General features: G+C 66.3%; 11 protein-coding genes. 5 read left to right on the forward strand and 6 right to left on the reverse strand.

Translation table 11 applies throughout. From position 1 onward, the window contains the following. Nucleotides 1–74: 74 nt before the first annotated feature. The 5 genes from J3R73_RS00600 to J3R73_RS00620 all read right to left on the reverse strand — a co-directional run bounded on the left by J3R73_RS00600 (nucleotide 75) and on the right by J3R73_RS00620 (nucleotide 7,623). Nucleotides 75–1,199 (reverse strand): ABC transporter permease, encoded by a 1,125-nt coding sequence (locus J3R73_RS00600; protein ID WP_307421495.1) that lies wholly within the window; start codon nucleotides 1,197–1,199, stop codon nucleotides 75–77. A 1-nt stretch (nucleotide 1,200) separates the two neighbouring features. Beyond that, a complete protein-coding gene (gene rbbA, locus J3R73_RS00605; protein ID WP_307421497.1) occupies nucleotides 1,201–3,939 on the reverse strand; it encodes a ribosome-associated ATPase/putative transporter RbbA in 2,739 nt (912 codons plus the stop codon). 2 nt (nucleotides 3,940–3,941) lie between these two features. Further along, nucleotides 3,942–4,988, reverse strand: a complete 1,047-nt coding sequence (locus tag J3R73_RS00610) for an HlyD family secretion protein (protein WP_307421498.1) — start codon at nucleotides 4,986–4,988, stop codon at nucleotides 3,942–3,944. Between the two features lie 324 nt (nucleotides 4,989–5,312). Continuing rightward, on the reverse strand, nucleotides 5,313–6,761 hold the full coding sequence (locus tag J3R73_RS00615) for a DHA2 family efflux MFS transporter permease subunit (RefSeq protein ID WP_307421499.1): 1,449 nt from the start codon (nucleotides 6,759–6,761) through the stop codon (nucleotides 5,313–5,315). 94 nt (nucleotides 6,762–6,855) lie between these two features. Beyond that, nucleotides 6,856–7,623, reverse strand: a complete 768-nt coding sequence (locus tag J3R73_RS00620; protein WP_307421500.1) for a response regulator transcription factor — start codon at nucleotides 7,621–7,623, stop codon at nucleotides 6,856–6,858. A 301-nt stretch (nucleotides 7,624–7,924) separates the two neighbouring features. Between J3R73_RS00620 and J3R73_RS00625 the strand changes: the two genes are divergently transcribed. The 3 genes from J3R73_RS00625 (at nucleotide 7,925) to J3R73_RS00635 (ending at nucleotide 10,962) form a co-directional block, all read left to right on the forward strand. Then, on the forward strand, nucleotides 7,925–10,030 hold the full coding sequence (locus J3R73_RS00625) for a sensor histidine kinase (protein WP_307421502.1): 2,106 nt from the start codon (nucleotides 7,925–7,927) through the stop codon (nucleotides 10,028–10,030). A 135-nt stretch (nucleotides 10,031–10,165) separates the two neighbouring features. After that, on the forward strand, nucleotides 10,166–10,555 hold the full coding sequence (locus J3R73_RS00630) for a hypothetical protein (protein WP_307421504.1): 390 nt from the start codon (nucleotides 10,166–10,168) through the stop codon (nucleotides 10,553–10,555). Further along, entirely contained in the window at nucleotides 10,552–10,962 is a 411-nt protein-coding gene (locus J3R73_RS00635) for a Ros/MucR family transcriptional regulator (RefSeq protein WP_370880058.1), read from the forward strand. The genes J3R73_RS00630 and J3R73_RS00635 overlap by 4 nt, the downstream gene beginning before the upstream one ends. A gap of 141 nt (nucleotides 10,963–11,103) precedes the next feature. Here J3R73_RS00635 and J3R73_RS00640 read toward each other — a convergent pair whose 3' ends face one another. Beyond that, nucleotides 11,104–11,817 (reverse strand): hypothetical protein, encoded by a 714-nt coding sequence (locus J3R73_RS00640; protein ID WP_307421506.1) that lies wholly within the window; start codon nucleotides 11,815–11,817, stop codon nucleotides 11,104–11,106. A gap of 758 nt (nucleotides 11,818–12,575) precedes the next feature. On the opposite strand from J3R73_RS00640, the gene J3R73_RS00645 reads away from it, so the two are divergent. Together J3R73_RS00645 and J3R73_RS00650 are read left to right on the forward strand one after the other, a co-directional pair. After that, entirely contained in the window at nucleotides 12,576–13,214 is a 639-nt protein-coding gene (locus J3R73_RS00645; RefSeq protein ID WP_307421508.1) for a PadR family transcriptional regulator, read from the forward strand. 215 nt (nucleotides 13,215–13,429) lie between these two features. Continuing rightward, entirely contained in the window at nucleotides 13,430–14,785 is a 1,356-nt protein-coding gene (locus J3R73_RS00650; RefSeq protein ID WP_307421510.1) for an MFS transporter, read from the forward strand. Nucleotides 14,786–14,966: the final 181 nt, after the last annotated feature.

The following is a 14,966-nucleotide window of genomic DNA, read 5'->3' on the forward strand; positions in this document are numbered from 1 at the left end:
GGGCGTTTCTCCGGTCGCAGCCGGTGGCGCGAGGGGCATCCGGGTTCCCGACTGCGCCCCGGCCTTTTCACGCCCTATCGCAAGGATGCGACGGACTTACGGAAAAGCACCAGGCTCAACCCGAGAAACGTCACGCCCATCACCAGCACCGTCACGAATTCCTTCCACACGATGTCGAGACCGGCGCCTCGATAGACGATCGCCTGCATGAAGCTGACATAGTGCCGCGACGGGAAAAACCACGTCACATACTGGACCCATTGCGGCTGACTCTCGATCGGCGACATGCCGCCCGACAGCATCATCATCGGCATCACCGTCATCATCATCAGAAGGGCGAATTGCGCCATGGTGCGGGCGAGCGTGCCGAGGAAGATGCCGATCGCCGCGGTGGCGAAGACGTAGAGGATGGTCCCGAGCAGGAGGAGACCGCGCGAGCCGGCGATCGGAACGTCGAGGAGGCCCTCGACCACGAATAGAAGAGAGCAGGCGAAGGCTATGATGATCACCAGCCCGTTCGACCAGACCTTGGCGAGCGCAATCTCGAAGGCCGTCAGCGGCATGACCAGCAGATGCTCGATCGTGCCGTGCTCGCGCTCGCGCAGGAGCGCCGCGCCGGTCAGGATGATGATCAGCATCGACATCTGATCGGCAAGGCTGACGATGGCGCGAAACCAGGATTGCGTGCCGTTCGGATTGAAGGCACGGCGGATGACGAGAGTGGAGGACAGTCCCGTGGTCTGCTCCATGGCCTGCCGGTAACGCTTGACCTCGTCGGTCACCATATTCTCGATATAGCCCGCGCCCAGGGACGCCTGCTGGACGGCGGTGGCGTCCGCGTTGACCTGGACTTCGGTATCGCGCCCCTTCCGCACATCCGCCTCGAAGCGGGGAGGAATGACGATGATCAGGGTGTAGAGCCCCTTGTCCAAAGCGCGATCGATATCAGCCGCGTCGATCATTTTGGCCGTCTGGAAGTAGGGGGGATAGAAAAGCCCCGCAATCGAGCGCGAGAGGCTGGAATTGTCCTCGTCAACGATCGCCACGGAGGCGTTGTTGACGGTCTCGCCGGCTCCGGTCGACTGCGTATAGATGCTGATGCCGAAGGAATAGATGATGAAGAGGATCATCATCAGGTCCTTGGAAAGGGCGCGCAACTCCTTGGTGCCGAGCCAGAATATGTTGGAGAGGCTCTGCACCTTATTTCTCCTGTTTGCGCAAAAGAAGCATCGACAGCAGCAGAAAGGCCGGACCGAAGAGGGACAGCGCCAGCAGATCGGTCGCCATGTCGCTGAAGCCGAGCCCCTTGGTGAAGGCGCCGACGCTCATATGCACGTAGTAGCTGGTGGGCCAGAGCCACCCCATCACGCGCGCACCGCCCTCCAGGGTCGAGACGGGTTGCATCATGCCGGAGAACTGCATGGTCGGCAGCATCGACAACACCGCTCCCGCGAACACCGCCGCGACCTGGCTCGACGTGAAGGTCGAGATGAAGAGCCCGTAGCCGGTGGCCGCCGCCACGTAGAGAAGCGCGCCGAGGGCGAGGGCGAGACCGTCGCCCTTGAGCGGGACCTCGAAGAGGAACAGCACGGTCGCGGTCATCAGGAGGAAGTTGATCATGCCGACGCCGACATAGGGCAGCTGCTTGCCGATCAGGAACTCCAGCCGCGTCGTGGGCGTGGCGTAGAAGTTCGTGATCGTGCCGATCTCCTTTTCGCGGGCGACGCTGACGGCCATGAGAATGGCGAGAAACATCATGAGCAGCATGCCCGGCACGGACGGTCCGATCGAATAGATGCTCTCGGCCGTCGGGTTGTACCGGTAGCGGACCATGAGGCTGGTCGTCGGATCGGAGCTCGCCGGAGCGCTGGACTCCCGGTCTCTCTGATCGGAGAAGAGATTGTGCGCCTGCTGGACATAGCCCTCGATGGTGGCGGCCCGCGAGGTGTTGGCGCCGTCGATCAGGGCCGAGACCTGCCAATCGGAGCCGCGCTCCACGAGGCGGCCGAAATTCGGCGGAATCTCGATGGCGAGCGTGATGTCGTTCGACTTCAGGCGCTGTTCCATTTCATCGAGGCTGTGGATCGCCCCCTTTTCGATGAAATATGTCGAACTCGAGAAATTGGCGAGATAGGACCGGCTCTCCGGCGTGTTGTCGTGGTCGAACGCCGCGTAGCTGAGATTGGTCACGTCGCTGGAAACGCCGTAGCCGAAGATCAGCAGCATGATGAAGGAGCCGAGGAAGGCAAAGGCGAGCCTTACCGGATCGCGCATCAGCGACAGCGTCTCGCACTTGGCATAAGCGAGGATGCGGCGCGCGGGCATGAAGGTCGAGCGGCCGGACGATACTTCGACTTTCTGCAGGGTCTCCGCCGGGGGCGCCGCCGCTTTGGGCGCGGACGAGGAGGCCTCGGCGTCCTCGATATAGGCGATGAACGCCTCTTCGAGATCGGTGCCGCCTTTGGAGGCGATGACGTTTTGCGGGGTGTCGCAGATGAGGACGCGGCCCGCATGCATCAGGGAGATGCGGTCGCACCGCATCGCTTCGCCCATGAAATGCGTGGAGACGAAGATCGTGACGTTGCGGCTTCGGGAGAGATCGGCCAGCAGGCGCCAGAATTCGTCGCGCGCCTGCGGATCGACCCCCGAGGTGGGCTCGTCCAGGATCAGCAGCTCGGGGTCGTGCACGATCGCCACGGCCAGGGAAAGACGTTGCCGCACCCCGAGCGGGAGCGAATTGGCTTGCGCATCGGCATAATCGACGAGACCGACATCGGCCAGGAGGCTGGCGATACGGTCCTTGACCTGGTCCGCGGCCAGATGAAAGAGCCGTGCATGAAGAAGAAGGTTCTGCCGCACCGTGAGCTCGCCGTAGAGCGAGAAGGATTGCGACATGAAGCCGACGCGCCGGCGGATCGACAGGTCGCTGGCATCGACCGGCCTGCCGCAAACCTCGGCCTCCCCCTCGGTGGGCGCCAGAAGTCCGGTCAGCATCTTCATGGTCGTGGTCTTGCCGCTGCCGTTCGAGCCGAGGAAGCCGAAGATTTCTCCGCGCTCGATGGTGAAGCTGACGCGGTCGACGGCGGTGAAGCTGCCGAACCGGAATGTCAAATTCCTCGCGACAATGACCGGAGCCTCCGTGCTCGGCTTGCGGGGGGGAATGACGAGGCGCCGGGATTGCGATTTCTGTCCCGGCTGCAGGGCGACGAAGACGGCTTCGAGGTCTTGTTCGCCGGTCCTTGCGCGGAGTTCCTCCGCCGTACCGGAGGCGAGCACGCGGGCGTGATCCATGACGATGAGCTGATCGCAATAGCTCGCCTCATCCATATAGGCGGTGGAGACCACGACGCTCATCGTCGGCCGCTCGTGCCGCAGATCGCCGATGAGCGTCCAGAACTGCCGGCGTGACAGCGGGTCGACCCCCGTCGTCGGCTCGTCGAGAATGAGGAGATCGGGGTCGTGAATGAGCGCGCAGCACAGGCCGAGCTTCTGCTTCATGCCGCCCGACAGCTTTCCGGCAGGCCTGTCGAGAAAGGGGAGCAGGCCGGTGGCGGCCGCCAGGCGGTGGATGCGCGCGTCCCGCTCCGACGCGGACAGGCCGAAGAGCGTTCCGAAGAAGGTCAGGTTCTCGCTGACGCTGATCTCCTGATAGAGATTCTTTCCCAGCCCCTGCGGCATATAGGCAATGCGCGTACAGACGGACTGGCGATGCCGCGCCTTTGCCATGTCGCCGCCGAGCACCGTGACCGATCCGGCCTGCAGCTTTCGGGCTCCGGCGATCAGGCCGAGAAGCGTGGACTTTCCGGCACCGTCGGGGCCGATGACGCCGACCATCCGGCCGCTCGGCAGTTCGAGGGATACATTGTCGAGCGCTCGGATCTTGCCATAGTCGTGCGTGGCGCCGGAGATCTGGGCGATCAGGGGCTGGGAAGCCGCCATCGTCAATCCCCCGCATCGAGAGGATCGCCCTGGAAGCGTTTTTGCAGGAAGTCCGGCCAATCGGGCGGGGTCGGATCGAGGCGCACATAGCCGGTGCCGCGGGTGCCCGTCTTCACCTGTTCGAGGTGACGCTCGACGAGGCTGGGCGGCAGGCGTAGCTTGACCCGGAACATCAGCTTGTCGCGCTCGCTGCGGGTTTCGACCTGCTTGGGCGTGAACTGGGCATCGGGCGATACGAAGCTCACCTTGGCGGGAATGGCGAAATCGGCGCCGTCCAGCACGATGCGCGCCTGCGACCCGATCGGTATCCGCATGACCTGCTGGGAGGGCAGGTAGATTTCCATGTAGATCTCCGAGAGGTCGACGACCGTGAGGACCTTGCCGCCCGCCGAAACGACTTCGCCGGGCTCGGCGAGGCGATAGAGGATGCGCCCCCGCACCGGCGCCACAAGGGTGGCATCGGCGATCTGCGCGTCGGTCTGGTCGACGAGCGCCTGGGCGGCCGCGACCGACCGCTCCTGCGCGGTCACGCTCGTTTTCGCGGCTTCGAGGACGGCGCGCGCCGCATCACGTTCGCTCTGCGCCTGGTCACGGTTCTCCTGGCTGACCGCTCCCGTGACGACGAGATTCAGCGCGCGGCGAAGATTGGCTTCCTTGAGGGTCAGTTCCGCCTGCCGTTGCATGACGGTGGCCTTCGCCTCCAGCATCGAGGCTTCCTGGGAAGCCGTGTCGGCGACATATTTGGCGCGCTCCGCCTGCAGCTCCGTGGTGTCGATATGGGCGAGCACCTGGCCCGTCGAAATGAGATCGCCTTCCTGGACCAGCACGTCCCGGACCCGGCCCGCCGACTTCGCGGCGATGTCGACCTGATTGGATTCGATACGCCCGTTCCCCGACACGAGCCCCTCGGGCAGCTTGCCCTGCTGGCTGTGCCACCAGTACCAGGCGCCCCCGGCCCCGGCTGCCAGTATGACGACGAGGATGAGAAGGATCCTCCCGGCCTTATGCCGCCATGAAGGCTTCGCGTCGTTGCTCTGGATGGTCGTCACGATCGGCCTCTGACTGTGAGGGGGGGCCCAAAAAGCGCTGCCGCGGCGCGGCCGAGGAGATGCACTCGCCGGCTTCAGGAATGAAGCCGTATCGTGCTCTTTCATCAGCCGTGTCCGCGAGAACTCAGGCGGCACGGTGCCGACGCGACGCCCGCCTGGCGTTGATCTCGATCAAGAGAGCCGACTCTGCGCCTGGCCGTGGCAGCCCGATCGGCGGCGGTGTCGTCCGGAGGAACCGTTCTCCGGAGCAAAGGCGCAGTTTTGCCCCCGCCTGCCTTCGGCGCATTTTTTTCGAAAAGCCGATCGACTTTTCTGGAAAATGCGCTAGCCGCGCAGCGCCCGGCCGCGATGCCGGCTGACTTCCATGCCGTCCTCCGGACGCAGGCGCAGGAAGCCGGGCAGGGACAGCAGGGGGATGACGGCCATCAGCAGGAAGACTTCATGGAAGCGCTGCGGCGTCAGCGGCGAGCCGTCCCAGGTGACGACGCCGAGCAGCATCGCACCCACCGAGACCCCGAAGCTGACGCTGAGCTGCTGGAGCACGCCGCCGAGGCTGGTGGCCCGGCTGAGCTGGGCGGAGGGCATGTCGGCATAGGAAAGCGTGTTCGACGTCATGAATTGCGAGGCCCGCGCCAGCCCGAAGACGACGACATGGATGATGATGATCCAGTGCGGCGTGTCAGGCCCGATCAAGGCGAAGCCGGCGGTGACCGCCGCGCCGAACACCGCGCTCCAGAACAGCACGCGGTCGAAGCCGAACAGGCGCAGCATGTGCTTGGACACCGGCCGCACCAGCAGGGCACCGAGCGCCATGACGAAGGTCAGCGACCCCGATTCGATCGGGCTCAGCCCGAAGCCGACCTGCAGCATCAGCGGCAGCACGAAGGGCACGCCGTTCATGCCGATGCGGCAGACCCCGCCCGCCAGCGTGCCGACCCAGAAGGAGCGCAGGCGGAACAGCGTGAGATCGACGGCGGGGGCGGCGACGCGGCGCGCATAGCGGCCGAACCACAGCAGGAGCAGCACGGCGAGCAGGACGACGGCGCCGATCATCGGCACGGGAATGGTGGGGCGCCCGATATTCTCGATGCCGAACTGCAGCAGCGCCACGCCGGTGCCCACCATCAGGAAGCCCGGAAAATCGAACCGGGTGGCGGCGTCCCCGTAGATGTCGCCGACATAGCGCAGCGCCATGGCGATGCCGAGCGCGCCGAAGGGCAGGTTGACGTAGAAGATCCAGCGCCAGGAGAGATAATGCGTCAGGAAGCCGCCGAGCAGCGGGCCGATGACCGGGCCGACGATCGCCGGCAGCGTCATGTAGGTCATGGCGGTGACGAGCTGGCTGCGCGGGAAGCTGCGCAGCAGGATCAGCCGGCCGACCGGCGTCATCATGGCGCCGCCGAGCCCCTGCATGACGCGCATCACCAGCAGCATCGGCAGGTTTTCGGCGAGGCCGCAAAAGGCCGAGCTGACGGTGAAGATCAGGAGCGACAGGGCGAAGATCCGGCGGGCGCCGAAGCGGTCGGCGAACCAGCCGCTGACGGGGATGAACACCGCCAGCGTCAGCACATAGGTCGTCATCGCCAGGTTCATGCGCAGCGGCGTCGTGTCGAGGCTCCTGGCCATCTCGGGTATGGCGGTGGTGATGATGGTGGAATCGAGCTGTTCCATCAGGAACGCCACCGCGACCACCGCCGGGATGATCAGACGCAGGCGGGGGTCGCGCTCGGTGGCGAAGACTTCCCCGTCCGGCGTGACTGGACCTGTCGACATCGGGCACGCTTATCGCACCCGCCCGCCGGCGGCAACACGGGCACGCGCGTCACCTCGCCTCACGTGGGGGCGGCATCCCTTCGCGCCGGGGAGCTCAGACGATGCTCAGGGGGCCGGAGAAGCGGATGCCGACGGAATGGATGGCATGCAGCGGCAACTCGCTGCCGTTTTCGAGCGCCTTGTGGCGCAAGCGGCGCAGCACCGCGTCGAGGCCGCGGCTTTCCGGGCTGCGTATGTCGTAGCCGAGCAGGGTCGCCAGCGTCGAGCGCGCGACGGTGGCACCCTGGGCATGCGCCAGATGCTCCATCAGCATCACCTCCCGCCCGGAAAGCGGAATGGCATGGCCCTCCGGCGAGATCAGGCGGTAATGGCGCAATTCGAGCCGCCAAGGCTTGTCCGGCGGGGTGCGGGCGGTCTCGACAGCCGGCCTCTCCTCGGAGGCGGGATCGGCCTGATGCACGCGCCGGGCGAGATTCCTGACGGCGAGCACCAGTTCCTCGCCGTCGACCGGCTTGGTCAGATAAAGATCGGCCCCCTCGGCATAGCCCTGGATCCTGTCCTCCCGGCTGGTGCGCGCCGTCAGAATGATCACGCCCGTGCGCCGTTCGGCCGACAGGTCTCGCGCGAGCTCGAAGCCGCTGATATCGGGCAGGTTGACGTCGAGAATGACGATGTCGAAATCCTCCCGCCTGAGAGCCTTGTAGAGGGCCGCGGCCGAGGCGACGTCGACGACCATGATGCCGCTCAGGCGCAGATACTCGGCGAGCCCCTGCCTCAGATCGTGATCGTCCTCCACGAGGACGACGCGTGTGGGCTGCCCGGAGCGGGGCGGGGGCTGGGGCGGATCGGATTTCGGCGGCATGCGTGCAAATACTACGGTGAATCAATCGCGCGACGGGGGAATGGATTTTTCATTGCATTGACGATTGCATTACGATGGCGGTGCGGTCTCGGATCATCGCCGAGCCGGCTCGGAGCGCTTCAGGCCGCCGAATGCATCCTCGCGCCGAGAGCACCATGCGTCAAGCCGGCGCTGGCGACAGCCGGCGCTATAGCGACGGCCGGCGATAGGGGATGACGGTCGCGCCGAAATGCGATAGCGCTTCGGGCCTGTCCGGACGCCGCCAAGGGGGATTGATTTGGACGCCGAGCGCGGAGGCGGAATGTCGTGGGGCCGGTATGTCATGGTCCTCCTGCATCTGGTCGCGATGACCCTATGCCTGCTGGCCGGAAGCGCGCAGGCCGGCGGCGAGGCGTTGCGGATTCCGCCGCCGGTCACGATTCCCCCCGGCTTTTCCGGCATGCTGTCGCTCCAAGGGCATATGGAGGTGCTGATCGATCCCTCCCGCGCGCTGCATCTGTCCGATGTCCTCGGCGAGCAGGCGACCCGTCAGTTCCAGCCGCTCGCCGGGCAGGAGCTGAATCTCGGCTATACCCGCCGTGCCGCATGGGTGCGGTTCGCCATCCGGGGCTCGGTCGGGCTGCAGACGGCGCTGCTGTCCCTCAAGCCCAATTTCGTCGACATCATGGACGTCTATGTCGGCCCCTATCGCCCGGGCGTCGCCGCCGCGGATTTCGCCCTGTTTGCCATGGGGGACCACAAGCCGCTGGCGGACGCCATATCGGGGCTCGACAATGTCGTGGCCTTGGAGCCGGCGCCCGGCGAGACGAAGCTCGTCTATATCCGCGTCGCAACCATCAATTCCTCGCTGAATCTGTCCTCCTCGCTCTATTCCACCGACAGCCACACGCTGAAGTCCACGCTCGAGGCCCTGGCCTATGGCTTCTGGTTCGGCGGCATGGCCGTGCTGGTGACCATCCAGCTCGTCTTCTATCATTTCGACCGGCGGGCCTCCTATCTCCTGCTCGCCCTGAGCTCCGTCGGCGCGATGCTGGTCTATTTCGGCAATCTCGGCCTGTCGCGGATGCTGCTGTTTCCGGAGGGCGGCCGATATAACGACCTGTTCACCGGCTGCTCCGGCTGGTTCGGCCTCTTTTCCGGCGCTCTCATGATCGCCAGCATATTGGAGACGCGCCGGCGGGCGCCGGTGATGTACTGGATCTTCATGGGCGCGGCGGCGACCGGCCTCCTCGGCGTGCCCTTCGTCCTCCTGAACCGGCAACTCGTCTTTGCGCCCTATGGCGGCATCGTCATCATTCTCGCCGCCACGCTCGCGATGGTGCAGGCGATCCGCAGCGCGAACGAAGAAGGGGTCGGCACGCGCCTGCATGCGGCCGCCTTCTCCATCCTGTGGCTCGGCCTGGCGATCACCCTGTCGCAACGCTACAGCATCGCGTCGATGCCGAACTGGACCGCCCATAGCTATGCGGTCAGCGTGCTGGTGCAGACATTGCTGCTGACCGGGGCGCTCGCCGTCCGCCTTCGCGCCGCCGAGGCCATGAACCGGATCATGAGCAAGCAGGCGCTGATCGCCGCGCAGGCGGCCGAGCAGCGGGCCAATGTGATGGTGGTGGAGAAGACGCGCCAGCTCGCCGCGGCGAAGAAGGTCGCGGAGGAGGCCCTGCGCGCCGAACTCGAGGCGCAGCAGCAGCAGGTCCGCTTCATGGAGGTGATCTCGCATCAATACCGCACGCCGCTCGCCGCCATCCGCTCCAACATCGACAGCGTCGGCCTCAGCCTGCCGGCGCATGACGGTGCCAACCGGAGCCGGCTCGACCGCGTGCGCCGTGCCATCGCGCGGCTGGTGGAGATCCTGGAGATCAACCTGACGCGCAGCCGGCTTCAGGGGCCCTCGTTCCAGCCCGCTCTCGTCCGGACATCGCTGCGCCAGATCGCGGCGGCGGCGGCCGCCCGCGGCCGCGACCTGCTGAGGGGCCCCGAGATCGTCCTGGTGATCGCGCCGGAGGCGGAGGGCGCGAGCGTGATGGCCGATGCGGAGATGCTGGGGATCGCGATCATCAACCTGCTGGAGAATGCGGCGAAGTTCTCCGCCCTGGCCGGCGCCTCGCCGGTCGTGCTTTCCTGCTCGGTGGAGGAGGGAGCGGTGACCATCGCGGTCAGCGACGAAGGCATCGGCATTCCCGCGGGCGAGATCGAGGGCGTGCTCGCCCGTTCGGTCCGCGGCTCCAACGCCCAGAGCGTCGAAGGATCCGGCATGGGCCTGTCGCTGGTCTCCCGTATCGCCACCGCCCATGGCGGAAAGGTCGTCATCGACAGCGTGGCGGGGAAGGGCACGACGGTGAGAATCATCCTGCCGATTCTGCCGGCGCCGAGCGAGGAAGACCGGGGAATACTGCAACGGAGCTAATAAAATATCGATTGTTGCGCCGACGCAACAGTTTTCGTTCCCTTTAGTTCCATTTCGTGCTGAATCGTTCCATCTCGTTTCTGTCGGCTGAATCCCGAATCTGGCAAAGGCTTGTCGAGAGGATGGATTCCTACGATGAGCAGCGTCGGTCGGACGATCAGGAACAGTTACCGCCGTCTCGGCAGTGAGGTGCGTCTCTCCGCCGGCATCGCCGCGCCTGCGCGCCTCTATATCATCGTGGCCGCGGTTCTCGCTTTGGCGTTCGCGGCGATCGCGGTCCGGGGCTTCGCTCCTCTCGCAATGGCCTCGGCTCTCCCGCCCGCCTGTGCGGGCTGCGGCGAGCTTCCGGGCGCCCATGCGCAGCAAAGCGATGCCACCGGCCGTTCTTCTCCCGACGGGATGGTGAGGCCCGTTGCGGGAGGCGGTGATCCTCCGCGAGCCGATGTCGGCCCATTCCGGCGCAAGCCCGGACGCCAGGTCGAGGTCCTCGCCTTCCACTCACATCATTGCGAACAGGAGATCTGACAGTGCAGGATAGCAGCATCAGCCTCGCGGCGGACATCGTTGCGGCCTACGTGTCCAACAACCCGCTGAAACAGGCGGACCTGCCGAAGGTGCTGGCCGACGTGCATGCTTCCCTGGCCCGCATGGCCAGGGGCGAACCCGTCGATGCCACCGACGCAAGGCCGGTACCGGCGGTGCCGGTCAAGAAGTCGGTGACGGCGGATTTCATCTTCTGCCTCGAGGACGGCAAGCCTTTCAAGTCGCTGAAGCGCCATCTGAGCACTGCCTTCAACATGACGCCGGAGGAATACCGCGCCAAATGGGGCCTCCCGCCGGATTATCCGATGGTGGCGCCGAACTATGCGCAGACGCGCTCCACCCTTGCCAAGCGGATGCGGCTGGGCGTGGTGGAAGAGGCGGCCGAATAAGGCATTTTGCGGGTCGGCGGAACCGGGATCGTCAGGGCACCGCGAAACGCAGCAACCGGCTCCCGATGCCGAAAGCGGGCAAGGGGCCCGGCGGCGACGCCCTGAAGCGAGGACATCGCCGCCGGCTCTATCGCGGTTCGGTCAGAGCGAGGCCAGCATCCGGCAGAGCTTGACGAGCTGGTCGTCATACTCGTTCGACGAATTCATGATCGCCACGCAGCGCTTCTTCATGAGCGCGCGATCGCCGCTGCTCATCTGGCTGAACTGGCTCGATATGCCGGGAAGTCCGGGCGTGCCGGGGGTCCCGGGCGTACCAGGCGTGCCCGGCGTTCCGGGATTGCCGCCGTCGCCGATACCGACGCCCGCGCCGGTGCCGATCGAGCCGACGCTGACGCCGACGCCCGCATTGGCGCCGCCGCTGCTGCCGCCCAGAGAGACCCCGGCGCCGGCATTGACGCCATTGCTGCCGAGGGCGTTGGCTCCGACCCCGACATTCGTGCCGCCGGTGGAGGACGAGGAGGCCCCGACCCCGACATTCGCGGCATCGCCGACGCGGGCGCTGGTGAAGGAATGCAGGCCGCCGCTATTCAGCGAGGTGTTGCTGTTGACGCCGGCGAGGCCGCCGACATTGGCGTTGACGCCGACATGAGTGCCGCCGAGCGCGCCGCCCACGGCCCCCACCGTGCCTCCCACCGCGTTGCCGAGGCCGCCGACGGCTCCCCCGGCGCCATTGCCGGCATGGCCGTGGCCATGGCCGCTGAGCTGCGCAAAGGCGGGACCGGCTGCAAGAAGCGCCGTCACGCAGCCTGCCAGTAATGCCATCTTCGGATAGTTGCTTTGCTTGCGATCGATCATGATTGGCCTCCTTGATATTCGTTGGAATCCCCGATGCTTCGATCGAGGGATGAACCCTGCGGCTTATTGCTTCCGCTTATGCAGCCACGCACTTTCACGTCCCAGAGATTGCATTCCGTTGCGATAACAAGCGTCTGACGCAGAAGTTCCTCCGCGAGGACGTAATCCCTTCGGCTCACGTACAAGTGATACTTTTATACCCGAAGCATATCTCCCTTAATGTTCGACAATATAGGCGCCGGAGTTCTTCGGGGATGCGCTGAGCAGGTGAGATGTCGGACGCCCCACCGGCAGCATCACGAGGAATTTCGGGGCAAGTGTGCGGTGCTGCAGGCGGGAACGTAATATGTTACCGTGGTGAGGTCTCCCGTTTCCTCGCGGTATTCTTGCTCAGTCACTAAGTAGTCGGTGACCAGTGATGCCGTTATACTTGAGGCGGGCGAAGTATGCGCCGGTTCCCGCGCGGGCGGTCTTTCCTGCCGTCCGCAATCGGGCGCCGGACGGCGGCTCGCTCGCCCATGGCGACGGCGAGGATCAAAAGGCACGGGCCGGGTTTCGCTCGCCGATCGGCAGGCCGGCAGGGACGCCGGGACCGGGCTGCGGTCAGCCCCGCCGTCGCCGCCTGCTGAAAGAGCTGCAGCGCGCCAGGGCCCGGCGATCCGCGACGGTTCCGCAAGAGGCCCGCAAAAACCACTTGCGCAATTCGAATTTCGATATATCTTAAGAATCATCTTAAGACTCACATAAGGGTATATCGAATGTTTGGACGACATCATGAAGGCCATGGGGACCGCGAGAGCTTCCGCGGATGGGGCAGGGGACGCGAACATGGCTGCGCCCCGGGCGGGCGCCGCGGACGCGACGGCGGCTTCGGCGACGAAGGCGGCGGCGAGTTCTTCGGCCGCGGCGGCTGGTTCGGCGGGCGCGGCGGCCGCGTCTTCGGCCACGGGGACCTGCGCCTCGTCATCCTCGCGCTGATCGCCGAGAAGCCGCGCCACGGCTACGACCTCATCCGCGCCATCGAGGAGAAGTTCGGCGGCGCCTATGCGCCGAGCCCCGGCGCGGTCTACCCGACGCTGACCCTGCTGGAGGAGCAGGACCACATCCGGGGCGAAGCCTCCTCGGGCACCAAGAAGCTCTATGCCATCACCCCCGAAGGCGAGGCGTTCCTGGCGCAGAACCGCGATGCGGTGGACGGCGTCATGGCCCGGATGGACCTCGCCGCCAGTGCCTTCGCCGGCCATTCGACGCCGGACATGGTGCGCGAGGCCTATCGCACGCTGAAACATGCCCTGCACATGCGCCGCGGTCCGTGGACCCCGGCCGAGGCCGAGCGCGTGCGCACGATCATCGACCGGGCCGCGCGCGACATCGTCGGCGGCAAAAGCCAGGATTGACCGGGCGAGGACTGACCGGGCGAGGACTGAGCGGCAATGTGGCGCGGTCAACCCAGCCTCGCGGCATAAGCGCTTCACCTGCGGGCATGCCGCGCGCATAAGGGACGTGTTTATGCAGGGTGGCCGGCTCCGCAAGGGCCGGCCGCCTCTTTCCGCTTTTCATTTCACCCGGCCGGCGTCCAGCCTGGCCGGGCCTTGTTTGTTGCGAGTCTCCCATGAACGCCGCCGCCACGGATGGCCTGCCCAATCCTCAACGCGCCCTGGCCTTCCTCACCATCGCCATCGCTCTCACCATGGCGGTGCTGGATTCGGCGATCGTCAACGTGGCGCTGCCCTCGATCGCCAGGGAACTGGCGATCCCGCCCTCGGACGCGATCTGGGTCGTCACCGCCTATGTGCTGGCGGTCACCGTCTCGCTGCTGCCGCTGGCCTCGCTCGGCGATATCCTCGGCTACAAGCGCGTCTACTGGTGCGGCCTGGCCGTCTTCACCGCGGCCTCCTTCGCCTGCGCCAACGCGCATTCCCTCGTCTTCCTCGCCTGCGCCCGGGTGGTGCAGGGCTTCGGCGCAGCCGGCATCATGAGCGTGAACATCGCGCTCGTCCGCTACATCTATCCCAAGGCAAAGCTCGGCGTCGGCGTCGGCTATACGGCGCTGGTCGTCGCGGTGTCCTCCGCCGCCGGCCCGAGCGTCGCCTCGGCGATCCTGGCGGTCGCCGCCTGGCAATGGCTCTTCCTCGTCAACGTGCCGCTTGGCATCCTCGCTCTGTTCATCGCCGCCCGGTTCCTGCCGCAGACGCCGGCCTCCGGCCACCGCTTCGATGCGCTCAGCGCCGTGCTCAATGCGGTGACGTTCGGCCTCCTCATCGCCGGGCTCGATGCCTTCAGCGATGCGGACGGCCATGCCCGGGCCGCTTTGATGCTGGCCGGCGCGGCGGTGTTCGGCGCCGTCTTCGTCCGGCGCGAGCGGCGGCTCGCCGTGCCGATGCTCCCGGTCGACCTCCTGCGGCGCCCGGTCTTCGCTCTGTCGATGGCGACGTCGATCTGCTCCTTCGCGGCGCAGAACATGGCCTATATCGCGTTGCCCTTCTATTTCGAGCAGGCGCTGGGCCGCTCGGAGACAGCCACCGGCTTCCTGATGACGCCCTGGCCGCTGATGACGGCGCTGATGGCGCCGATCGCCGGCCACCTGTCCGACCGGCTGGCGCCGGAGAGGCTGGGCAGCGCCGGACTGGTGGTGCTCGCAGCCGGCCTCGCCTGCGTCGCCACCATGGGCGCCGAGCCGTCGAGCTTCGACATCGGCTGGCGGCTCGCCATCTGCGGCTTCGGCTTCGGCCTGTTCCAGTCGCCGAACAATCGCATCATCATCGCCAGCGCGCCGCGCGAGCGCAGCGGCGGGGCGAGCGGGCTGCAGTCGACCGGGCGGCTCCTCGGCCAGTCCATGGGCGCGGCGGTGGCGGCGGTGGTGTTCGGCCTCGTCGCCCACGGGCAGACGGCGCTGATCGCCTGGATCGGCGCGGGCCTCTCGGTGATCGGCGCCCTGTCGAGCGGGCTCCGGCGGACGAGCCTGTGATCGCGGGCCTGCCGGGCTCCTGCTGCCGCGGGAATCCTTCGTCGCGAAGGCGCGGTAAAACGGCGCTTGTCGTTCCTTGACAACACGATGTCCCCGGTGCGACAGCCTCTCACAGGACTGTTGCGTTAGCTCGCAATCAGCGACATCCATAGCATCCGCGTGCTTCCCCCAGAGCAGGAAT

Source organism: Labrys monachus (assembly GCF_030814655.1).
Classification (GTDB): Bacteria; Pseudomonadota; Alphaproteobacteria; order Rhizobiales; family Labraceae; genus Labrys; species Labrys monacha.

What these genes read in the sequence shown, in the direction of transcription:
- J3R73_RS00615 (WP_307421499.1), bottom strand. Translation starts at nt 6,761, where the DNA reads ATGTCGACAGGTCCAGTCACGCCGGACGGGGAAGTCTTCGCCACCGAG.
- J3R73_RS00630 (WP_307421504.1), top strand. Translation starts at nt 10,166, where the DNA reads ATGAGCAGCGTCGGTCGGACGATCAGGAACAGTTACCGCCGTCTCGGC.
- J3R73_RS00645 (WP_307421508.1), top strand. Translation starts at nt 12,576, where the DNA reads ATGTTTGGACGACATCATGAAGGCCATGGGGACCGCGAGAGCTTCCGC.
- J3R73_RS00625 (WP_307421502.1), top strand. Translation starts at nt 7,925, where the DNA reads ATGTCGTGGGGCCGGTATGTCATGGTCCTCCTGCATCTGGTCGCGATG.
- J3R73_RS00650 (WP_307421510.1), top strand. Translation starts at nt 13,430, where the DNA reads ATGAACGCCGCCGCCACGGATGGCCTGCCCAATCCTCAACGCGCCCTG.
- J3R73_RS00640 (WP_307421506.1), bottom strand. Translation starts at nt 11,817, where the DNA reads ATGATCGATCGCAAGCAAAGCAACTATCCGAAGATGGCATTACTGGCA.
- J3R73_RS00620 (WP_307421500.1), bottom strand. Translation starts at nt 7,623, where the DNA reads ATGCCGCCGAAATCCGATCCGCCCCAGCCCCCGCCCCGCTCCGGGCAG.
- rbbA (WP_307421497.1), bottom strand. Translation starts at nt 3,939, where the DNA reads ATGGCGGCTTCCCAGCCCCTGATCGCCCAGATCTCCGGCGCCACGCAC.